Source organism: Psychrobacter sp. L7 (genome assembly GCF_002810365.1).
In the GTDB taxonomy this organism is placed as follows: domain Bacteria; phylum Pseudomonadota; class Gammaproteobacteria; order Pseudomonadales; family Moraxellaceae; genus Psychrobacter; species Psychrobacter celer.
On the sequence record NZ_NEXR01000006.1, the window covers coordinates 280,198 to 301,886 of the forward strand.

Sequence of the window (21,689 nt, forward strand, 5' to 3'; positions counted from 1 at the left end):
GTGCCTGTTTTAAATAAGCACCTATTTTAAAATAGTAAGAAAAAAGCCATGCCATGTAAAGCGGTCTCATGTAAAGAGGACCAACCGTAGGGCTGCATACCTCGCCTATCTACTTTACCGATATTGTACTTTGCCGCTATTCGACAAGAGATTTACGCGGCGTGCGGCTTGGTCTTAATCATCCCCATACTGGCGACCAATAACGCCAAAACCTGCACAAACAATAATAGCCACACCGTCAGCGACCACTGCCCGCGCGCATAGGCGATGCCGCCCAGCCATGCACCCAGCGTGCCGCCTGCATAGTAACCCATATAATATAGACCCGACGCCAAAGAGCGGCCTTTTTTGACATTGACCGCGATATAACTGATGGTCGCCGACTGGGTAATAAACACTCCAGACGACATCACCGCCAGCCCTACCACCACGCCCCAAAGCGGCGCGACCAATGTCAGCAGTACGCCAAGCATAGAGACCACCACAGCCACGCGTACCGTACGCGCTGAGCCAAAGCGGCGCAGCAATGTGGTAGAAAGCGGCGTGATGATCACCCCCAGTAAATACACGGCAAAAATATTGGCAAGCGCCCCAGTGCTCAGCTCATAAGGCGTATCTGCAAGGTGCAAATTGATAAAGGTAAAACAGCCAACCAACGAAAACAGCACGCAAGCGCCCAATAAGCAAGAAGTCACCACGTAACGATTGACTAAGTGCTCGCCGAGCGTCTGTATCGCCGAGCGAAAGTTTGGATTGGCCACAAACTGCCGCGACGCAGGCAGCATCTTCGTAACCCATAAAGCGCCAAGTAGCGTCATCGCCGCCATCACATAATAGCCTGCACGCCAGCCGATCAGCTCATGCAAATGCCCCAGCAAAAACCGGCCCATAAAGCCGCCGAGTACAGAGCCTGATACATAAAACGACATCAGCTCTGTGACCGCACGCCCCTCAAACTCCTCGCCGATATAAGCAATCGTCACCACCGTGATACCGGGTACAGACAACCCCTGCAAAAACCGCCACCCCCCCATCCAACCGATGCTCGGGCTTTGAGCGATAAGCGCCGTTGGTATCGCCAAAAACAATAAAGCCCCAACAATAAACACCTTACGACCGACAGCATCAGACAGCATGCCCAAAAAAGGCGACATAATCGCAATCGCCAGTATCGTTGCGCCAACCACCATACCTGCCTGTACTTCCGTAGCAGCAAAGTCTGTGATGAGCACTGGCAAGATAGCCTGCACAGAATAAACCTGCAAAAAAGCAAACATGCCGATAAGCCCCATGGTCAGCTTCAATACCCACGAAGGCGAATGGTGTGGCGTGTTTGCGTGATATGCTCTCGCGCCGCTTGAGTGGTGAGCATCGGCGACATTGCGACTTGTTGTATGACGTATTGGTTTCAAAATAGTGCTAACTGTATTGGACGCCGCTGAGACAAGCCAGACGTCGGTGGTAGATAAGATAGACGATTTACTTGACAACTTGCAGTATCGACGACATACATAGCAAGCTTTGAGCAATTTTGAACAATGGAGTACTTATAAGGCCATTCCTACAAGACAACATTTAAAAACCATGTTTATGAAGCAATGCTTAGAAAACTTGTCAGTTGAAGATTTTAGCACAGCGGCGCGCCACTTCATGATAAAAAGAGTTTAATCACAAAATCTAGAGCGTGTCCTTATTTTTACATATCTACATTGCTGCTATCTTTTTTATAACAGACTTTGGGCGGCAAAGACCTAATACTTGTTAAGTCGCGTTGAGCACTCTTGTAGACCTTGATGCTTTTTTTACCGCTGGTTTTGATGTTTTTATTAGAGGCGACATTTTAGCTATTTTTTACGTTTATCGCTTTTTTACATCATTTTCATTATAAGGAAGACCATATGTCAGATAAAATTCATGATTTGGGTGCAGGGTTTTGGAACATACGCGGCACCTTTCGTTTGGGCGGCGTGCTCAATATCGGTACGCAGTGCTCACTGGTGCAATTAGACTCAGGCAAATTTATTTTTTTAGACAGCTATGGGCTGACAGGCGACGTGCGCGATGAAGTGATGGCCTTGACCAATCAGGGGCAAGATGTTGAAGCCGTCCTAAACGTCCATCCGTTTCATACCGTCAGCTGCGCGCAAATGGCCAAAGACTTTCCGCAGGCGACTTTTTATGGCAGTCGCCGCCATCACAAACAAGTCCCCGACGTACAGTGGGCTGATGATTTGGTCGAAAGCGAGGCAGTCGCCAAGCGCTATCCTGAGTTACAGTTTTCTCTCTCACAAGGCATCCATTACATCTCACCTAATGAGATGATACATGCAGGCTCACTGCTCGCCTATCATCCGGCCAGTAAAAGCTTGCACGTCGATGATACTTTTATGAGCCCTCCCGTCAAGCTGCTGGAAAAAGTGCTTCCTGAGTTACTGCTGCACCCAACCACCAAAAAAGCGCTCAAAAATGAGACGAACGCTGGCAAAACATACTGCGACTGGGCGACCAATCTGGCTCAAGAATGGCGCGATGTACGCAACTTTTGTGCCGCGCACTCTTATTTGGTGAGGTTTAATGAGGGCGAGTTTGAAAAGGCACTACTAACAGCCATCGATAAAGCACGACCAAAGCTAGAACAGGCTTAGTTTGAAATTAGGCTCAGTTTGAAATATAAGTAGGATATAGTCAGTTGAAAACAAAACTGTCATAAGCTCCAAAGCGCTGCTGGGATGAATTTTGCGCAGCCTCTGTGTATACAGCACGCAAGGAAAATTTATACCAGTAGCGCTATAACATTTTCAAATTAAATCTACTATACAATAAAAGGGAGCCGCATTAAGCCCGCTCCCTTTTTGGTGCACTCTTTTTGAATAAAACAGTGCTTCATAGAAGATAATATCAACAAAACCGCTTTTTATGAAACCGCGTTTAATGAAACAGAACAGTCGCCAGCTCGTCTTTATTGTCGATGATATCAGCCAGCGTATATCTCTCCAACACCCCGACAAACGCCGTCAACGCCTCAAAAAACACGCTTTTAAGCTGGCATACAGGCGTAATCACACAGCCTACCGGTTTAGAGCTGTCCGCGCCTTCTGCATCGATAAGGGTAATCGGCAATCCTGCTGAGCGCGGCTGGCGCGCTTCACTAGGTGCCGGCGTGGCAAAACACTCAACCAAATCAAAATCAGGCTCTATCTGTTTGATCAGTACACCCAAATTAATGTCCTTTGGCGCGACAGCCAGTCGAATGCCGCCGCCCTTACCGCGCACACTCTCTATATAACCAAGCTGACCCAATTGATGAATAATCTTGGTCAAGTGACTCTTTGAAATATGATAGCTACTGGCAATATCGCTGATGTTTGCCAATGTCTCAGGCGTGGGTCTCACCGCCAGATAAATCAACGAGCGCAGCGCATAATCACTATAATTGGTCAATCGCATCTTATCGTTCACTTATTCTCATAAAGTTGTTAGCCCGTTGGCATTATTCTAATGTCAGTAGCTAAGCAGCATCATCCAAACAGGCCATCGGGTCTTGGGCGTGCCAGCATCGGCAGATAACTCAGGCAAAATAATACAAAGCAAGCTATCCACGCCCCTTGAGCAACCATAATCCATAGCAGATAATGACTCATATCAACCAGCGGTAACAACACACGGCTAATAAACACCAGCACCATCAGCACATACATGACAGTGACAGACCTCGGCGGCTGATGGATATTGCGTCCTGTATGTCCAAGTGATACCCGCGTCATCATCGCTACTGTCATCATACCGATACCTGCAATCGCCAATCCATGCATGGCAATACTATGAGTATAACCGAGCCATGGCTGCAGTGCATACAGTAAAAAACTCAGACACATACCCAAAAACGCAATATACAACGACCATAATAACGGCTTTTGCCAGATGCCGCGATGATACCAGCCCACTAGACGTATGATATTGACCACTGCCACTCCAAGCGCCGTCACAGTCAGCAAATACTTATTAGGATAAAACAAATCCACGACAAAAAACGCCAGAAAGAATAAAAGGCTCGCGATATCTTGGCTTTTACTATTGCGCAAGCTCACAGTTTGTTTGACGCCATCGGCATCCGCCACGCTCAAACCGCGCTCGATAAAGAATGGTACCACGCGCCGACCAATGGTCAACACCAAGCCGATAATTAAGTAAAATCCCAGATAGATACCGAGTTTCGTCATACTCATATCGGCACTGATAATGCCCCAATAGCACAGCCCATTACCCAACGTTAGCAATGCCAGTTTGGCTAAAATACCCATCTGCTTGTACTGCTTGACCTGTAATACCGCGCGAAAGACTGCCAAGGCCATCAGCCCCACAAACAATAAATCAAACGCGGCCGCCGCGTACAGCCACACGGCACTACTACCAGCAACCGTCACACCCAGCCCAAATACCAGCCAGCTCAAACGTGCCAGTAGCCAACACATAAAGATACCCAGCAGCCGATAACCATAAGGCATCATCACCCCGGTCCACGTCTTCACTGCTGTCAACAAAAACCCTGCCACTACCGCCAGCGCATACCCATAGACCATCTCGTGGCCATGCCAGTACAGCGGGTTTAACACCTGCGCATCAATATCGGTATGGCCTGTAAACACCAACGCCCACAACGCCATGATGATGACAGCAAACAATGCCGCCCCACTAAAGAAAATACGAAAGCTCAAATTGAGTATGGGGTGCGGCGAGCTTGGCGGCTTGCTGGGTAGATTGATAGTGTGCATAACTGTCTTCTTAATATAAAGTTAAAAGATAGCGCTATAACATTCATATTAAATGAATGTTATAGCTTATACAATACCATTGTTAAAAAGTCATTTATCCATTGTCATAACAGAGGTTATAACAGATATAGAGGTTGTGATAGATATAGTGATAGTGACAGCGACTATTACACTCCTGTTATTGACTCTCATATCCCCGACTGCTTAAATGGTTCTCTTCTAGGAGACTATTATGACTGAAGAACATGCAGCGGACGAAAAACGCAAAATCATCAACAGATTTTTGACCACCCTTACCAAAGAACAACCTCAAATGTACTATGCGACGACCTCTGAGATTTCGCGTAGCATTTATACAATGATCAAAGAGCATACCAACCGTCTATCGGTAGAAGAGCAGGCACTTGTCAGACAAATGACGGTCGAAGAGATTGAAGCGTTACTCGGCTTTCACTCTCGCTAATCTCAGCTATCATACCTCTCGCTTATTATACCTTTCATTTATCCTAAACAAAAAAAGACCGCACTGATGGCGGTCTTTTTTTTGCGCTCATTGAGCAAGCACGGCGCATGAAGCAATTAAAATGGGTACTGACGCGGCTCATTTTGCATAGAGATCCAGTGCGTTCTGGTAAATTCTTCGAGCACCCATTCACCATTAAAGCGGCCGATACCTGAGTTCTTTTCACCGCCAAAGGGTACATTACTCTCATCGTTGACCGAGATGTCATTGATATGTGTCATACCTGCGCGAATACCCCGCGCAAAGCGCAGGCCTTTTTGCATGTCTGCTGTAAAGACGGCGCTAGACAACCCATACATCGAGTCATTGGCAATAGACAGCGCATCTGCTTCATCTTTGGCGCGAATGATACCGACCAGTGGCCCAAACACTTCATTGCGCGACAAGTCCATCTCGCGGGTGACTTCGGTGAAGATGTGCGGCGGCACCACCTGTCCTTTAATCTCGCCGCTTAATAGCATTTTGGCGCCTTGTTGCTGGGCTTTGGCGATTTTTTCTTTTAACGACTTGACTTGTTTTTCATTGATAATAGGCCCAACTGCCGTATCTTCTTGGCTTGGATCTCCGACATTTAGTGTCTTAACATGCGCCAAAAAACGCGCCACAAAATCATCATAAATGTCATCTTCGACGATTATACGGTTGATAGCGATACAGATTTGACCTTGATGTAAAAACTTACCAAAGACAGCCGCTTTTGCCGCTTGCTCGATATCAGCATCTTTTAGGACCACAAACGGACTGTTACCGCCCAGCTCTAGCGCAACTTGCTTGATATAGTCGCCGCCATTGGCCAGCTCACCGATATGCTTACCGACCGAGGTCGAGCCTGTAAATGACACAAAACTTGGAATATCATGGGTGACGATGGCATCACCGATCTCTTCGCCTGCACCGACGACGACGTTCAGCAAGCCTTCTGGCAGTCCTGCTTCTTCAAAAACCTTGGCGAGCAGCAAGCCACCAGTGATCGGCGTGTCGCTGGCAGGCTTGAGCACCACGGCATTACCCAGTGCTAATGCAGGAGCGATAGAGCGCTGAGTCAAATGGAGCGGAAAATTCCACGGGCTAATCACCGCCACGACACCGATTGGCTCACGGTATACAAAGTTTTCTTTACCAGCGGTGTTGGATGGGCGTATCTGGCCATGGACACGATTGGGAAAAGTAGCTGACTCTAGCGTAATCGCTCGTGCGCTACCCAACTCTACCATCGCCTTGATACGGGTGCTGCCCGACTCTTTGATAAGCCAATCTACGATTTCTTCTTGGCGCTGGTCCAAAATATTGACCACTCTGTACAAGACAGCGGCTCGCTCGGCTGGGGTTTGCTGCGCCCAGCGCTTTTGTGCCGCGTGCGCTGCTTGATAGGCGGTGTCGAGCTGCTCTTTGGTGGCCTGCTGAATCTCCACCAGTGTATCACCACTGTAGGGGTTGATATCGGCATTGACACTATCATCTTGGCCGCTTTGCCATTCGCCTGCGATGTATTGTAGATGAAAATCCTCATACGGGTTTTGGCCGATTTGATTATTGGTATTGGTTGACATAATTATCCTTATTTATCTTATATAATAAAGTAGTAAAAATAGTAGCAACTTGCTAGACGACTGGTCTAATGCTACCATAGCCAATATAGTGACGAAACGTATTTTGCCATCTGCTGTGTTGAACAAACGTAACGAGCCTATCCCTGATAGTGTCACAACATATATCAATAAAACGTATAATATATAATAAAGGGAAGCCCCCTATCGTAGCATGACGGCTACAAGACTCACCGTCATATAATCACTGACTGATGTAGCCAATGTTTACCCTAATTCTTTCAAACCCTATAATAAGAGGACATCTCCCTATGTCTATCAACTTAACGTCTGCCAACGCAACGACCATTCCCCCTGATACTAAAACTCACCTGCTAGATGTCGGCTACCAGCTCATCGCCAAAAAAGGCTTTACCGCCGTGGGTATCAAACAAATACTAGACACCGCTGGCGTCCCGAAAGGCTCGTTTTATCATTACTTTACGTCAAAAGAAGCCTTCGGTGAAGCCATCATCAGTCACTATTTTGTTAACTATAAAACGCGTTTGGATACCATTGGTCGTCGTCACAGTAACGCACAGCAAAAGCTTTATGATTATTTTCAAAACTGGTATGACACCCAGCAAAACGGCTGCGATCACGAAAAGTGCCTTGTGGTCAAGCTCAGTGCCGAGGTCGCTGATTTGTCTGAGCCGATGCGTATTGCCCTAAACGCCGGCTATCAACAAACCATTAGTTGGCTGGCTGAGCAAATCAAAGCTGGCTGGGCAGATCAGTCGGTGCCCCGCCCTGAGAATATCGCTGCTGAGAGTATGGCAAAACGCTGGTATTTTGCGTGGCTTGGTGCCAGCTTAATCGCCAAAACCAGTCAAACCAACACACCACTGGCAGAAGTATGGCAAATGACCACCTCACAAATGGGACGCTAAGCCCACCGCTTATCGTCGTCTTTGTTTGAATAGATATCGATATCGCCCGACGGCCTGCCTGCACTGAGTAAGTTGAATAAATAAGATTTCTGAGTTATAAGTGTTTTTTGTAAACACCCCTAGATGACCGGTCTAATTGATGTACAATGTGCGCCATCGTAAAAGATAAGTGATTTTATTTTTGCTGTCTTTTTTATCAGACAAACAACATTAACTGAGGAACCTTATGAATAACTTTCAATACTACAATCCCGTACGCATCGTCTTTGGTGAAGGGCAAATCAAAGAACTATCAGAGCTTGTCCCGCAAGATGCTCGCGTACTCATCACTTATGGCGGCGGCTCAGCTGAGCGCACGGGCACCTTGGATGAAGTCAGAACAGCGCTCAAAGCCAACGGTCAGCGCGATATCTTTGAGTTTGGCGGTATTGAGCCAAACCCAGAGTTCAATACTCTGCTAAAAGCGGCAGATATGGTCAATGAGCATGACATCGACTTTTTGCTTGCCGTTGGCGGTGGCTCGGTGATTGATGGCAGTAAGTTTGTCGCCCTTGTGTCTTCCTTGACCACGCAAGATGGTACGGTCTCACGAGATCAGGCGTGGGAAGCACTGACCAACTATTGCAAAGATATAGACTCAGCAGTGGCGCTAGGCGCAGTATTGACCATTCCTGCGACTGGCTCAGAGATGAACTCAGGCGGCGTGGTCAATCACAGTGATCGTCAGGCCAAGCTACCATTTGGCAACCCGCTTGCCTATCCTAGGTTTTCTATCTTAGATCCGACCAAAACACTCACCTTGCCTGAGCGCCAAGTGATGAATGGGGTGGCAGATGCGTTTGTCCATGTGATGGAGCAGTATCTCACCTACCCTGTCAATGCCAAGGTGCAAGACGCGTTTGCTGAGAGCCTGTTAAAGATTTTGATCGAAGAAGGTCATGCGGTAAAAGCCGATGCAGAAAACCTCGAAACCCGCAAAAACATCATGTGGACAGCAACCATGGCGCTAAACGGTCTTATCGGCGTCGGCGTACCACAAGACTGGACAACGCATATGATCGGTCATGAGCTGACCTCGCTACATGGTATCGATCACGCCCGCACGCTGACTATCTTACTGCCATCTGTACTACGTGAGCTCAAAGACAGCAAAAAAGAAAAACTGCTTCAATACGCTCGTAACGTTTGGGCCATCAACAGCAATACTGATACAAAACAAGACGATGACAGCATTATCGAAACTGCTATTGTATATACCGAGGACTTTTTCCGTAGCCTTGGTTTACCTGTCAGCTTCGCAGATGCCGCGCTCGATGAGTCAGCGTTTGACCCTATCCTCCAGCAGCTTGACGCTCATAATATGGTAAAGCTGGGTGAGCATAAAGATAATGACTTAACGGTATCACGTCGTATCTTAGAGCGGGCGCTAACTGGCGCGGCTTAATGGTCTTTTCATAATCAGTGAATAACTATCGGCAGCCATGCTTCGTTTATTGGCTGCTCGATCTAAAACCATCAATCAATAACAAAAAAGGATGCTTAGAATGAGCTTTGATGCCCAACAAAATCAAACAACAAACCGTCAAATTAAATTGGCCAGCCGCCCAACTGGCGAGCCAAAACCTGAAAACTTTGATATGGCAACCAGCGATATCCCAGCCCCCAAAGATGATGAAATGCTACTGCGCACCGTCTATCTATCATTAGACCCTTACATGCGCGGACGTATGAGCGACGCCAAAAGCTATGCTGATCCGCTAGAAGTGGGCGATGTGATGATGGGTGCCACAGTTGCGCAAGTGGTCGAGTCCAATATCGACAATTTTGCCGCGGGCGACTTGGTCGTGTCCAATTCAGGCTGGCAGGACTATAGCGTCAGTAATGGTGAAGGCGTGGTCAAGCTAGACAAGGATATGGCAAATCCCTCTTACGGTCTGGGCGTACTTGGTATGCCAGGGTTTACCGGCTATATGGGTCTGACCGATATCGGTAAACCACAAAAAGGCGAGACGCTCGTCGTTGCTGCGGCCACCGGCCCTGTCGGTGCCACCGTCGGACAAGCAGGTAATCAGTATGGACTGCGTACGGTCGGTATCGCAGGCGGCGCGGATAAATGTGAGTTTGCGGTTCGGGAGCTGGGATTTGATGTCTGTATCGACCACAAAGCCGATGACTTCGCCGAACAATTAAAAAATGCCTGCCCAGATGGTATCGACATCTATTATGAAAACGTCGGCGGCAAAGTATTTGACGCGGTGATGCCCCTACTCAACGCCCATGCGCGCATCCCCGTATGTGGTCTGGTATCACAGTACAACGCCACGGATTTGCCTGAGGGTAAAGACCGCTTGGGTATGCTGATGGGTCTGATTTTAAGACAACGCTTGACAGTCAAAGGTTTTATTATCTTTGAAGAGTACGGCGATCATTTCCCAGAGTTTTTGGAGACTATGGGTAAATGGGTAGAATCAGGCGCGGTGAAAACCAAAGAGCACATCACTGACGGCTTAAACAATGCACCTGATGCTTTTGTCAAAATGCTCAATGGTGAAAACTTTGGTAAAACCGTCATCAAAGTCGCTGACGTTCAATAACTCAAGTCCCTAATCAAGTAACGACTTTTCAACATAACGGGTTAAAACCGCTACTGAAAACTAGGTGTTAGCCCGTAATAATGTTAGGGCTCGGTTTATTTAGCACCCTTTGTAAAATAAGGACACGCCCTAGCTTAGGCTAAAAATTACAGACATAAAAAGGACAATTATGAATATTTTAATGGTACTCACCTCGCACGACAAACTCGGCGATACCGGTAAACAAACAGGCTTTTGGCTAGAAGAATTTGCTGCGCCTTACTATGCTTTTTTGGACGCTGGTGCCAACATCACACTCGCCTCGCCTGCTGGTGGTCAGCCGCCGCTTGATCCTAGTAGCGATACCGATGATGCCCAAACCAAAGACACCAAGCGCTTTAAAGCAGACAGCGACGCACAGCAACATCTTGCCACTACCAAAAAACTCGCTGACGTCAATGCCTCCGACTTCGACTCAGTGTTTTACCCAGGTGGTCATGGCCCGCTATGGGATTTGGCTGTCGACCAGGACTCTATCAGCTTGATTGAAAGTTTTATCAAGCAAGACAAGCCTATGGCTTTGGTTTGCCATGCCCCTGCTGCTCTCAAAAACATCAAAGTCGATGGTGAGTATTTGGTAAAAGGCAAGACGGTGACAGGTTTTACCAATACTGAAGAAGACGCCGTCGGCCTAACTGATGTGGTGCCGTTTTTGGTAGAGGATATGCTAAAAGCCAATGGCGGTCACTACAAAAAGGCGGCGGACTGGGAATCTTTTGTCGTCGAAGACGGCTTATTGATTACGGGTCAAAACCCAGCATCATCAGAAGAAGCAGCAAAACGCTTAATGATGAAACTGAACGGTTAAGCGTTTGGTGATTTATATTTCGGTGTTTTATATAATGGAAATGGACTCTCTAAGAAGGCTGGCATCATGATTCGCTTACATCATCTCAATCAATCACGCTCATTACGTACGCTATGGCTATTAGAAGAGCTGGGCGTCGCTTACGAAATCATCAGCCATCAGCGTAATACGACAACGCATCTGGCCCCAGACAGCCTAAAAGCAGTCCATCCACTGGGTAAGTCTCCGGTTATCGAGATGGATGGTCAGTTATATGCAGAGTCAGGCGCTATCACTGAGCTGCTGATTGAGCGTTTTGCGCCCAAGCGCCTGCGCCCTGCGACCGATAGTAGAGATTATGGCACTTATCTGCAGTGGATTCATTTTGCCGAAAGCTCTTTGATGCTACCGCTGCTGCTCGAGCTTTTTACCAAAAAAGCAGGCGTGGAGGACAATGCGTTTTTAGATGGCTATATCAGTACCGAAAAGCATCAATTGCTCAGCTACCTAAACGATGAGGTGAAAGATAAATCCTTTATCGTTGGCAATAAGCTAAGCGGTGCTGATTTCATGCTATCGTTTGACTTGATTATGCTGGCCAAACGTCATGCTCTGGCAGACTATCCGCATATCGAGCAATATGCGTTGCAGCTGGCTAGCCTCGATAGCTATCAGCGTAGCATGCGGTTAGAGGTCAATTACGATCAGTCTGTTGGTTAGGTTTTTGCTGGTTATCGATTAGCCTACGCTAGCTATGGCCTAGCATAGGGATAGCGGATAAAAAAACAGCTCTACAGAGAGCTGTTTTTTTGTGTTCTGGTTAGGGCGTGTTGAATATTCACAAATAGGCACGCTATAGGCGATGATTTAAAAACTTATCTTCAAGCCAGCGATTCATAAACACATTGTCTGGGTCATACTCACGGCGTATTTGCAAAAACCGATTGAGCTTAGGATAAAGGTTTTGTAGCTCTATATGGCTGAGCTTATTGACCTTGCCCCAATGCGGGCGACCCTGCCATTTTTTCATATACTCATACAACCATTTAAACAGTGGCTCACAGTCCATACCTTTATAAACGTGAAAAGACAACACCGCACAGTCCTCACCTTGGGTTGGGCTAAGCATTCCTGTCTCGCCTTTGTGGGTGCGCACCTCAATGGGAAAATGTGAGTGTTTATTGTCTTTGAGCAAGATTTGGTTGACCTCAGTGATACAAGCATCAAAATCTGAGAGCTTAATAAAATACTCCGACTCGTTAAATTTTACACCGCGCGGGGTCGGAAACACTTCGTAACTGTAGCCCTCTCGCTTAGTGTTGGGGATAGAGTTGGCAGATATTTGACTGACTTTTTTGCTCCATTCAGGGTTCATGCGCGCAAGCTCACACAGCACATAAAAAGCCCCATTGAGCGTCACCACGCTGTCAAACGTATCTTTGAGCTTTTGCGCGTGACTCATCGGTTTTGGCTCAATGACCGAGAGCGTTTTTTGCTGTAATTTGTTGGTGCCAGGAAATAAAAACCACTCTAAATGACGATGCGACTGGGCGTTTTTATGAAAGTTTGCCAAACCATCGGCAAAATCCATGACCTCATTGCGCTCTTGTAAACCATATAGATCGACGACTCTGAGCGTCAGCTTGGTAAAGACGCCCAGCATGCCGAGGCTGACATGCAGCGCATTGCCCAAATCGTCTGTCTGCGGGTTGCCGCGCTGATGACTGTGCAGCTCGCCGCGCCCATCTACCCACTCCCAGCCCACCACTTGATTGGCGATAGAACCAAGAGTCGCTCCTGTGCCGTGGGTTGCGGTGCTGGCCGCACCTGCGATGGTCTGCGCTTGGACGTCGCCCATGTTTTCAAGCGCAAGGCCATGCGCCTTTAGTGCCTCACCGATCTCATGTAGATACGTGCCTGCATGTAGCGTTGCCAGCTTAGCCTCGGTATCCACTGAGATAAGCCCGCGCATGTGATGCAAGCTGACAGCAATCTCTTCAGGTTTGGCGCAGCCACTAAAAGAGTGCGCCGCGCCCGTGACTCTCACGCGTTTTTTATCTTTTCTTGCTTGCTTGATGATATCTTGCAGCTCTGCTACCGAGGCAGGCATCAGTTTTTGCTCTGGCTGCGCGCGCTCATAGCCTACCCAGTTTTGCCATTCATTATTTGTTTGCCACTGCCTTAATGAAAACATCTGCCGTCTCCTCGGTAGGTTGTCATCGTTGCCGCCGCATCCTTGCGGCGGATAGAGGTATAGTTTATAGCCTGTTCAGCTGTGCCTTGCGGCATCTGACCAGCGCCTTCATAGCAGACCAGCTCATTGAAATGCTCGCAGAGCTCGCCAGCCTTGGCATGACGACACCAAACCGCATCGCCAATCTTTAGGCCTGTCTCTGACACGGTACATTTATTCATTTTCATGGGCGTTTGCACCTCACCAAACCCCTCTTCATTGAGTATGGTGAGGCCAGCGGGATAATGCACCACAGGAGCTTTGTCGATGCCTACGGCGCCTGAAGCGATAAAGCCGCCGCCATGACACGTGATCACGTCTTTTTCAGGCTGGCGCGTCACCGGTAACACAAACCCTGCTGCCACTCGAAAGTCCTGCATGCTTTCCATATAATCAAAGTAAGCAGGCTTATAATAGGCTGAGCCTACTGTCACTTCGGTAATCTCAGGCTGACATGCGGTAAAATCCATACTGCCGCTGCCGCCGCCATTGACCAGCTGCAATGCATAGCCTTGTTTTTTTAGCCAATTCACCATGGCACCGCGGCGCTGACTGACTTGCTTTTGGGAGCGGTGTTTGAGTAGTTTGATAGCAGGTGTCAACAACGCCTTGCCTGGTAAATGCTCGGGCAAGCCTGCAATTTGTGCCTCGTAACCCATCGCAGCGACGAGATTGATATGATCTGACTTTTTTATGTGCTTAAGCAGCGCTTTGATGTCTTTTTTGTGCATCAGTGCCGAGCGTTTGGTGCCAAAATATAGTTTTGGCAGTGGCATCGACATATTGACGTCCAAGCAGACATCGATTTTGACGCCGTGCTCGATACCAACGCGCTCCAATACCGCCACATGCTCCGGACGATCGACCATCCAGACCATCACCGCTCCCTGCTGGGTGTATTTAAGGGTGTTTGCCACGCTGATGGTATCTAAGGTCGGATAAGCGCAGAGAATATTGTCAAAGCCGTTTTCGAGCAGATAGACGGACTCATCGGCCGCATAGGACATAAGCCCGATAAAATGAGGTGATCTGTCTTTTATATAATGTAAAACATCGATGGAGCGTATGGACTTGGTGGCCAGACGCAGATTGACGGCTTGGGTTTTTTGATTGACCAGCGCGATATTGTGATCGAGCGCATCCATGTCGAGCCATGCCTGGGGCGTTTTGGGTGGAATGATGTGTAAAAAATCCATTTTGCTTTCCTTGTCACAACGAGCAGACACTATCCTATGTCTTTTATAGGTTCAAATTTAGATTGATGGGTAAACTGAGGACACGGCATAATATTTAATGGTACTCGCCTACTCAGTGGTATTCGCCCTATTCATTACAGAGCTGCATTTACCGAGGCAAACCTCTATCAATCCGCATCATAGTGTGAACCGGGAATATAGCGCCGTCAAGCATCTCAGCGATAAAATAAAACACTTGTCAGTTATTTTTTCTCTCAACTGTACCATCACCCTCAATAGTATCGCCATGGTACCGATTACACCGACAAAAAAAAGACCCAAGCGAAACTTGGGTCTTCTGCGGTAATGATGAATATTAAGCAATAAATGGCGCCCCAAAAGGACGCAGTCGGTGGTTGCAAAAAGCGTGCTTGGCTATGGTAATAGCCGCTTGGTCTGCCAGTTGTTGTTATCGTCTTTGCTATAGACGATACGGTCGTGCATACGGCTAGCGCGCCCCTGCCAAAACTCGATGTGTTCAGCAGTAATCTCATAACCGCCCCAAAACGTCGGCGTTGGCACCGGACTGTCACTGGGATAGCGGTTTTGTAACTGCGCAAATTTTTGTTCCATCACTTCCCGTTCAGCCACTTCTCCGCTCTGTGGCTCGCTCACCCATGCGCCAACTTGACTGTCGTGAGGACGCTTTTGAAAATAAGCCGCCGACTTGGCCGCGTCTATTTTGGCAATACGGCCACTGATGCGAATCTGACGCTCTAGCTCATGCCAAAAAAACAGCACCTCAGCGTTGGGGTTTTCACTGATATCTTGTCCTTTAGCGCTGTCGTAATTGGTATAAAACACTACCCCTGTCTCAGTAATCTCACGCAGCAATACGATACGGACGCTGGGTTTAAGATCCGCGCCGCAAGTGGCCAGACTCATGGCATAAGGCTCTTGTACTTTTTGCTCAATCGCCTCAGTCATCCAGGTGCCGAGTAGCTCAAATGGAGAGGTGGGGACTGACTGTTGATCTAAAACGCCTTTTTCGTATGACAAACGCTGATCGGTAAAATCCATACTCATGGCAACTCCTTTATATAATATACAGTGTGACTGCTGATCATGATTGATTTTCATAACCTGTAACGTCAATCAATTAGCCCAATATCGCCTTGATCTGATCTGCCAGATCATTGGCCAGCACATCACATTCTATCTCGTCGTCGGACTCAACCATGACTCGAATCATCGGCTCTGTACCTGATTGACGAATGAGTAAACGACCACGACCTGCCAGTGTCGCACGCGCTTTATCAAAGGCGGCCACCAGCTCAGGATACTCAAACGGGTCTTTCATCTCAGACAAGCGCACGTTGACCAGTTTTTGTGGTAGCACGTCCAACCCTTCGACCAAGTCACTAAGCGCACGGCCACGCGCTTGCATGACAGCCAGCACCTGCAAACCTGCGATAATCGCATCGCCTGTACGGCTTTTGTCCAAGCATAAAATATGACCAGATGGCTCACCGCCCAGTATCCAACCATTGGCCTCAAGCGCTTGCATCACGTAGCGATCGCCTACTTTTGCACGGACAAAGTCAATATCAGCGGCTTTGAGCGCCAGCTCTAACCCCATATTACTCATCAACGTACCGACCACGCCCTTAGCTTTGTCTGCGCCTTGGGTGGCGAGCACGTATAAAATGCCATCACCATCGACTAAGGCTCCGGTTTCATCGACCATCACGATACGGTCACCATCGCCATCTAGCGCGATTCCGACATCAGCACCATGCTCAACGACCGCCTTTTGCAAGCCTGCTGGATGGGTCGAGCCGCAGTCAGCATTGATATTGATGCCATCAGGCGCATGATTGATGGCGATGACATTGGCACCCAGCTCGCGCATGACTCTCGGTGCCACGCTATAACCGGCTCCGTTGGCGCAGTCGACGACGACGGTAAGATGGCTTAAGTCATACTGATAAGGAAAGCTGCCTTTACAGAATTCTATATAGCGACCTTTGGCATCGTTGATACGATTGTTTTTGCCAAGTTTGGCAGGATCCACAATAGGCATTATAGTGTTATTGTCTGCTTCAGAGGCACTCATGATGGCGGTAAGCTTGTCGTTAATGGCCGTCTGCATCTCATCGGTCAGCTTTTTACCATCGCCCGAAAAAAACTTGATGCCATTATCAAAATAAGGATTGTGCGAGGCGGAGATGACCACACCGGCATCCGCATTAAAACTGCGAGTCAAATGCGCAATAGCAGGCGTCGGTAATGGGCCGAGCATATGGACATCCACCCCTGCAGCATTAAAGCCCGACTGTAGCGCCCCTTCTATCACATAACCTGACAGGCGAGTATCCTTACCGATGACCACACTAGGCTTGCGCGATGGATTGGCATTATTTTCTATTAGCACCCTGCCTGTCACATAACCCAATTTTAAAATAAAATCCGGTGTGATTGGGGATTCACCAAACTTTCCACGAATACCATCGGTGCCAAAGTAGCTCATTATCTATCTTCCTCACATATAAAAGTAAAAGGCCGTCTCAGAGATCGGCACTACTGTTATTATTGTTACTGTCATTATAATCACTGTTGTTGTAATTACTATGGCTATAATCCATTTTGGTATTTTACAAAAAAAACAGCCAACAATAACGAGGCATTGTTGGCTGTTTGTATCTTAACGTCTCTGTAGTCGTGCAATCTGGCAAAAACGCAGCACCTACAATAGGTAGGACAACAAATTAGTTCACACGGTAGTTTGGTGCTTCTTTGGTGATTTGCACATCGTGGACGTGCGACTCTTTCATACCAGCAGACGTCACCTTGATAAACTGTGGTTTGCTACGCATATCTTCGATAGTCGCAGAGCCTGTGTAACCCATTGATGAGCGCAAGCCGCCGACCAACTGATTGACGATGCCAGCTACTGGGCCTTTATAAGGAACGCGGCCTTCGATACCCTCTGGCACCAGTTTTTCTACGCCGTCTTTGGCATCTTGGAAATAACGGTCTGATGAACCATTTGAGCCTGACATTGCACCCAAGCTACCCATGCCGCGATAGGCTTTGTAGTAGCGACCTTGGAACAACTCGACCTCACCAGGTGCCTCCTCGGTACCTGCCATAAGCGAGCCGACCATGATGCACGATGCACCAGCAGCGATGGCTTTTGCCATATCACCTGAGTAGCGGATACCCCCATCAGCAATCAAAGGAATGCTGTCTTGTAGGGCGCTTGCGACATTGTCGATTGCTGAGATTTGAGGCACACCGATACCAGCGATGATACGCGTGGTACAGATAGAACCAGGGCCGATGCCGACTTTTACCGCGTCTGCACCTGCATCACGTAATGCAAGGGCTGCGTCACCGGTGGCGATATTACCGCCAATCACTTGAACGTTAGGATAGTGCTTTTTGATCCACGAGACTTTTTCGATCACGCCTTTTGAGTGGCCGTGCGCAGTATCTACCACGATGACATCGACGTCTGCTGCGACCAAAGCTTCGACACGTGCCTGCGTATCTGCGCCGGTGCCGACAGCGGCACCAACCCGTAGACGACCTTGCTCATCTTTACACGCATTTGGGTTGTTTTCGGCTTTGGCAAAGTCATTGACCGTGATCAGACCTTTTAGGCGATAGTTATCATCGATAACGATGACTTTTTCGATGCGATGCTCATGAAGTAAACGCTTGATGTTTTCGTTGCTCTCGCCTTCGTGTACGGTGACCAGCTGATCTTTTGGTGTCATGATTTTGCTGACAGGCAGTGATAAGTTGGTTTCAAAACGCCAGTCTCTGTGAGTGACGATACCGACCACACTATCTGTGCCTTTTTCGACGACAGGCACGCCTGAGATGTTGTTGTCTTCGGTCAACTGCAACAGCTCACCAATGGTCATCTCTGGATGTACCGTGATAGGGTCAACCACTGTCCCTGCTTCAAACTTTTTCACACGGCGTACTTGCGTGGCTTGTTTGGCGATATCCATACTCTTATGCAAGATACCCATCCCGCCTAGCTGCGCCATAGTGATGGCCATTTCAGACTCAGTCACCGTATCCATAGCGGCAGAAACCAGCGGTAAATTCAACGTGATGTTTTTGGTCAAACGGGTGGTCAGATCAGCAGTTTTTGGTAGGACTTCAGAATAGGCTGGCAATAATAAAACGTCATCAAAGGTTAAGGCTTCATCGACAATTCGCAACATACAGACCCCTAGTGGTGGTTATTTTGATGGGTGGGATTTTCGCGATAAGACAATCAACCAAGATCACCAGTATGACTTTACGATAGTCAAAGCCTTATGTGTTGCAGGCTTTTTATCATAGAGCTTTCGATAATAGACAATAAGCCAGTCGTTGTTTGTCTAAAAACCCTTTATCACTAAACAAACACCAGTACTTGAAAATTGCCATTGACTTATGAGTGATAAATTTGCACAAATACAGTGCAGACTCATCTCTTAATCGCTCATTTATCCCGTAAAAATAACGCCATATTATAACAAATACGCAGGCACCTCGCATGCTTATTTATCAGCTTATTTTGTAGAATTGATAAATATCATACAAACAGGCGCGCATTTACTCTATCACTCAGACAGCGGCACGAGATTAACTGGCGTATCGAGCACAGATGGCGCACCTCACGATTCGTGTTGCTTCATGATAAAACGCTCAGCGGGTAGATATGATTTTTGCTCACGATAGAGATAATGTAGCATCTGTTCACGTACTTGACATTCAAGATAAAAGGCATTCATCGGGCCGTCAGAGGCTAGGCTCCCTCTTAATTTGATGGTGTTTTCGCTCAGCGATACTGTGACCATCTCAGGCTCAGTCTCACCATCCCATAAGTCGTTATCTTTGACCAGTGAGATAAATTTTTCGCGAATGGCCTCGATATCAGCACCATAATCCACGTAAAGATAGACCACGCAAGTCTGATGCACCTCGGTATGAGACCAGTTTTCTACAACCTCGGTAATCAGTCGGCGCATCGGCACGATCAATCGGCGCTCATCCCACGTCTTTAGCACCGCATAGGTATAACGCAAATCTTCAATTGTCGTCCAATCCCCCTCCATCATCACTGTATCGCCAATACGCACAGGCTGAGTCACCGCCACTTGCACCCCTGCGATGATATTGCCCAAGATAGGCTGCGCAGCAATACCGATAACCACCCCCGCGATACCAGCTGAGGTCAATAACGTCTTGCCAAGACCCTCCATATTGGTAAATTCGCTAAGCCCAATCCAGATACTGCCCAAAATCATGACAAAGATAAAAACGCGGCGAAATATCGATACATAGGTGCGGCGACGACGCTCTTTATCAAAATGCTCTTCGGCCAGATTTTCGATCTGCATGTTTTGATAGCGATTGGCAAAAAAGTTAATAATCCGAATACCAAGCCATGAAGTGCTAAATACCAGTCCAATCCAAATCAGCGGGCGGGTCGATGAGGCCACCGCATCTAGATAAGGAAAGCCCCCTGACACTAAGGTAAACACCAATGAAAAACTGATGGTAAAGGTCAAAGGTACCGTCAATTTGCTGACAAGATCTGCTACCCCATGACTACTGCCGACGTAGTTGCTGTACTTTTCATCATCGATATAGCGACTGATGAGCTTTTCAGTGCCCTTACTCAGTAGCCAGCCCGCCACCATAGTCAACAAGAAAAACAAAACGAGTGCTAAAAACTCCCACAAAGCAATACTAAAAAACTGTATTTTTAACCAGGCAGGCAGATAGCGCTCAAACTCTGCCGGATGGTACTGCGCGTATAGGTTATCGATATTGCCTACTGTCTGTGCGGAAAAAACCCAGACAGGTGCCTCCTCCCCAACTCTCACGCGCTGCAAATAAATAGGCACGCGGCGCTCGCGGTAGTCGATATAACCAAGCTGAATGGAGCGTCTAGCGATGCCCATCACGCTGCTGTTATTACCCAGCGGCGGCTCAATAAGTCCATCCGGACGATCTGGCAAATCATCAAACACATACAACTCTCTTTCGGACAATAAAAAATCCAAACGCTTGGAGAGCTCAAGCGCGCGGCTGCGCTGAGTGCTTTGGTCTATCAGATTCATATTCAGCGCGTAAGCGGCCAAGTCATACTGCTGTTTCATCACTGCCGACTGAAAAAACTCTAACGTGGCAAGCGGCGTGTTCAGGTTTGGCGGCTTAGATAACGGCGGCAAGCCGGTATTGAGCCTATCCAAAAGATAGTAGCTCTCATGATATTCACCCGTCAGACCCGCATTACCCTGCAACTCACCTGCCTGCTCTACCGCGCTACGCTCAGTGGGGTCAAATATCTCTTCTTTAATCTCAGAGATACTGACGCTGCCATCACTCATCGAGTCTAGCTGCTGCTCGGCGTATTCACCAAAACCATCTGGCTGGGCAACAGCCTCTATCGCCGCGCCGAGCGTCAGTACAAAAAACACCACCAGCATTTGCCATATCATAGCGCGCCGGCTCTTCTGCGACTTGTCATTGATCAGCCGATGACCAATAGTGCGATGGCAAATAAAGGGTATGACTCTATCCGTGTCAGTCTGATGATGTTCAGCAGCATCCGTGTGAGAAGTATTCATATATCGACGGCCAGTAAGTTGCGTAAGTTGTATGAATTTGTATAAAAAATAAGCGTATCGTACAAGCGTAAGAATACCGTAAATGCGGTATCAAAACCGTTTGGTCTTGGTACAAGGCGTATAGATATTTTATTTGGGGCTGTCCTAGATAAGTAAAATTATTTAGGATAGCACTATGAGAAAGAGTAAACTAAGTTGGTATAAACAAAGCAGACTAATCGAGTTATTTGTTGCCGGTTCTACCGCGAGAACAGCAGCAAGCTTAGTTGGTGTTAATAAAACCACAGCCAGTTATTACTTTCATAGGCTACGAGTGCTTATTTACGAGAACAGTCAAGACCCTGGTCTATTTGAAGGCGAAATCGAAGTAGACGAATCATACTTTGGTGGAACTCGTAAAGGCAAGCGAGGGTGAGGTGCTGGTAGCAAAGTGCCCGTGTTTGGCCTAT

The 21,689-nt window shown here is 47.7% G+C and carries 17 protein-coding genes and 1 pseudogene; 8 read left to right on the forward strand and 10 right to left on the reverse strand.

What is annotated here, in order from left to right; genetic code table 11:
• Positions 1-152 precede the first annotated feature (152 nt).
• Positions 153-1,292, reverse strand: a complete 1,140-nt coding sequence (locus tag CAP50_RS08555; protein ID WP_274539912.1) for an MFS transporter — start codon at positions 1,290-1,292, stop codon at positions 153-155.
• A gap of 606 nt (positions 1,293-1,898) precedes the next feature.
• On the opposite strand from CAP50_RS08555, the gene CAP50_RS08560 reads away from it, so the two are divergent.
• Positions 1,899-2,645, forward strand: coding sequence for a hypothetical protein (locus tag CAP50_RS08560; RefSeq protein ID WP_100749730.1), 747 nt, complete (start codon positions 1,899-1,901; stop codon positions 2,643-2,645).
• A 283-nt stretch (positions 2,646-2,928) separates the two neighbouring features.
• Here the strand turns inward: CAP50_RS08560 and CAP50_RS08565 are convergent, their stop codons facing one another.
• Positions 2,929-3,447: an RrF2 family transcriptional regulator gene (locus CAP50_RS08565; protein WP_075101039.1), complete on the reverse strand. Its 519-nt coding sequence runs from the start codon at positions 3,445-3,447 to the stop codon at positions 2,929-2,931.
• Between the two features lie 71 nt (positions 3,448-3,518).
• Entirely contained in the window at positions 3,519-4,772 is a 1,254-nt protein-coding gene (locus CAP50_RS08570; RefSeq protein WP_100749731.1) for an NnrS family protein, read from the reverse strand.
• 232 nt (positions 4,773-5,004) lie between these two features.
• Here CAP50_RS08570 and CAP50_RS08575 point away from each other — a divergent pair, with 232 nt between their 5' ends.
• The gene (locus CAP50_RS08575) at positions 5,005-5,235 is read left to right on the forward strand and encodes a hypothetical protein (RefSeq protein WP_100749732.1); all 231 of its coding nucleotides are present in this window, start codon (positions 5,005-5,007) and stop codon (positions 5,233-5,235) included.
• 116 nt (positions 5,236-5,351) lie between these two features.
• On the opposite strand, the gene CAP50_RS08580 is transcribed toward CAP50_RS08575, so the two are convergent.
• Complete coding sequence (locus tag CAP50_RS08580) at positions 5,352-6,845, reverse strand: aldehyde dehydrogenase family protein (RefSeq protein ID WP_100749733.1); 1,494 nt, start codon at positions 6,843-6,845, stop codon at positions 5,352-5,354.
• Positions 6,846-7,153: 308 nt separating this feature from the next.
• Here CAP50_RS08580 and CAP50_RS08585 point away from each other — a divergent pair, with 308 nt between their 5' ends.
• The 5 genes from CAP50_RS08585 to CAP50_RS08605 all read left to right on the forward strand — a co-directional run bounded on the left by CAP50_RS08585 (position 7,154) and on the right by CAP50_RS08605 (position 11,911).
• Complete coding sequence (locus tag CAP50_RS08585) at positions 7,154-7,771, forward strand: TetR/AcrR family transcriptional regulator (protein ID WP_100749734.1); 618 nt, start codon at positions 7,154-7,156, stop codon at positions 7,769-7,771.
• Positions 7,772-7,997: 226 nt separating this feature from the next.
• A complete protein-coding gene (locus CAP50_RS08590) occupies positions 7,998-9,215 on the forward strand; it encodes an iron-containing alcohol dehydrogenase (protein ID WP_100749735.1) in 1,218 nt (405 codons plus the stop codon).
• Between the two features lie 100 nt (positions 9,216-9,315).
• Positions 9,316-10,365, forward strand: a complete 1,050-nt coding sequence (locus CAP50_RS08595; protein ID WP_100749736.1) for an NADP-dependent oxidoreductase — start codon at positions 9,316-9,318, stop codon at positions 10,363-10,365.
• A gap of 169 nt (positions 10,366-10,534) precedes the next feature.
• On the forward strand, positions 10,535-11,212 hold the full coding sequence (locus tag CAP50_RS08600) for a type 1 glutamine amidotransferase domain-containing protein (RefSeq protein ID WP_100749737.1): 678 nt from the start codon (positions 10,535-10,537) through the stop codon (positions 11,210-11,212).
• A 66-nt stretch (positions 11,213-11,278) separates the two neighbouring features.
• On the forward strand, positions 11,279-11,911 hold the full coding sequence (locus CAP50_RS08605) for a glutathione S-transferase family protein (RefSeq protein ID WP_100749738.1): 633 nt from the start codon (positions 11,279-11,281) through the stop codon (positions 11,909-11,911).
• A 133-nt stretch (positions 11,912-12,044) separates the two neighbouring features.
• Here CAP50_RS08605 and CAP50_RS08610 read toward each other — a convergent pair whose 3' ends face one another.
• The 6 genes from CAP50_RS08610 to CAP50_RS08635 all read right to left on the reverse strand — a co-directional run bounded on the left by CAP50_RS08610 (position 12,045) and on the right by CAP50_RS08635 (position 21,240).
• Positions 12,045-13,385: a D-arabinono-1,4-lactone oxidase gene (locus CAP50_RS08610; RefSeq protein ID WP_100749739.1), complete on the reverse strand. Its 1,341-nt coding sequence runs from the start codon at positions 13,383-13,385 to the stop codon at positions 12,045-12,047.
• A complete protein-coding gene (locus CAP50_RS08615) occupies positions 13,373-14,620 on the reverse strand; it encodes an alanine racemase (protein ID WP_100749740.1) in 1,248 nt (415 codons plus the stop codon). Before CAP50_RS08615 ends, CAP50_RS08610 begins: the two co-directional genes overlap by 13 nt.
• A gap of 414 nt (positions 14,621-15,034) precedes the next feature.
• Complete coding sequence (pdxH, locus tag CAP50_RS08620; RefSeq protein WP_172953102.1) at positions 15,035-15,679, reverse strand: pyridoxamine 5'-phosphate oxidase; 645 nt, start codon at positions 15,677-15,679, stop codon at positions 15,035-15,037.
• Between the two features lie 79 nt (positions 15,680-15,758).
• The gene (glmM, locus tag CAP50_RS08625; RefSeq protein ID WP_100749742.1) at positions 15,759-17,129 is read right to left on the reverse strand and encodes a phosphoglucosamine mutase; all 1,371 of its coding nucleotides are present in this window, start codon (positions 17,127-17,129) and stop codon (positions 15,759-15,761) included.
• A 238-nt stretch (positions 17,130-17,367) separates the two neighbouring features.
• Positions 17,368-18,840: an IMP dehydrogenase gene (gene guaB / locus CAP50_RS08630; RefSeq protein WP_100749743.1), complete on the reverse strand. Its 1,473-nt coding sequence runs from the start codon at positions 18,838-18,840 to the stop codon at positions 17,368-17,370.
• Between the two features lie 438 nt (positions 18,841-19,278).
• Positions 19,279-21,240 (reverse strand): mechanosensitive ion channel family protein, encoded by a 1,962-nt coding sequence (locus tag CAP50_RS08635; protein ID WP_241900719.1) that lies wholly within the window; start codon positions 21,238-21,240, stop codon positions 19,279-19,281.
• Positions 21,241-21,415: 175 nt separating this feature from the next.
• Here CAP50_RS08635 and CAP50_RS08640 point away from each other — a divergent pair.
• Positions 21,416-21,652: pseudogene (locus CAP50_RS08640) on the forward strand (IS1595 family transposase); the annotation flags it as partial.
• Positions 21,653-21,689: the final 37 nt, after the last annotated feature.

Coding starts and splice junctions, on each gene's coding strand:
- CAP50_RS08555 (WP_274539912.1), bottom strand. CDS start 1,292: ATGGGGCTTATCGGCATGTTTGCTTTTTTGCAGGTTTATTCTGTGCAG.
- CAP50_RS08560 (WP_100749730.1), top strand. CDS start 1,899: ATGTCAGATAAAATTCATGATTTGGGTGCAGGGTTTTGGAACATACGC.
- CAP50_RS08565 (WP_075101039.1), bottom strand. CDS start 3,447: ATGCGATTGACCAATTATAGTGATTATGCGCTGCGCTCGTTGATTTAT.
- CAP50_RS08570 (WP_100749731.1), bottom strand. CDS start 4,772: ATGCACACTATCAATCTACCCAGCAAGCCGCCAAGCTCGCCGCACCCC.
- CAP50_RS08575 (WP_100749732.1), top strand. CDS start 5,005: ATGACTGAAGAACATGCAGCGGACGAAAAACGCAAAATCATCAACAGA.
- CAP50_RS08580 (WP_100749733.1), bottom strand. CDS start 6,845: ATGTCAACCAATACCAATAATCAAATCGGCCAAAACCCGTATGAGGAT.
- CAP50_RS08585 (WP_100749734.1), top strand. CDS start 7,154: ATGTCTATCAACTTAACGTCTGCCAACGCAACGACCATTCCCCCTGAT.
- CAP50_RS08590 (WP_100749735.1), top strand. CDS start 7,998: ATGAATAACTTTCAATACTACAATCCCGTACGCATCGTCTTTGGTGAA.
- CAP50_RS08595 (WP_100749736.1), top strand. CDS start 9,316: ATGAGCTTTGATGCCCAACAAAATCAAACAACAAACCGTCAAATTAAA.
- CAP50_RS08600 (WP_100749737.1), top strand. CDS start 10,535: ATGAATATTTTAATGGTACTCACCTCGCACGACAAACTCGGCGATACC.
- CAP50_RS08605 (WP_100749738.1), top strand. CDS start 11,279: ATGATTCGCTTACATCATCTCAATCAATCACGCTCATTACGTACGCTA.
- CAP50_RS08610 (WP_100749739.1), bottom strand. CDS start 13,385: ATGTTTTCATTAAGGCAGTGGCAAACAAATAATGAATGGCAAAACTGG.
- CAP50_RS08615 (WP_100749740.1), bottom strand. CDS start 14,620: ATGGATTTTTTACACATCATTCCACCCAAAACGCCCCAGGCATGGCTC.
- pdxH (WP_172953102.1), bottom strand. CDS start 15,679: ATGGATTTTACCGATCAGCGTTTGTCATACGAAAAAGGCGTTTTAGAT.
- glmM (WP_100749742.1), bottom strand. CDS start 17,129: ATGAGCTACTTTGGCACCGATGGTATTCGTGGAAAGTTTGGTGAATCC.
- guaB (WP_100749743.1), bottom strand. CDS start 18,840: ATGTTGCGAATTGTCGATGAAGCCTTAACCTTTGATGACGTTTTATTA.
- CAP50_RS08635 (WP_241900719.1), bottom strand. CDS start 21,240: ATGAATACTTCTCACACGGATGCTGCTGAACATCATCAGACTGACACG.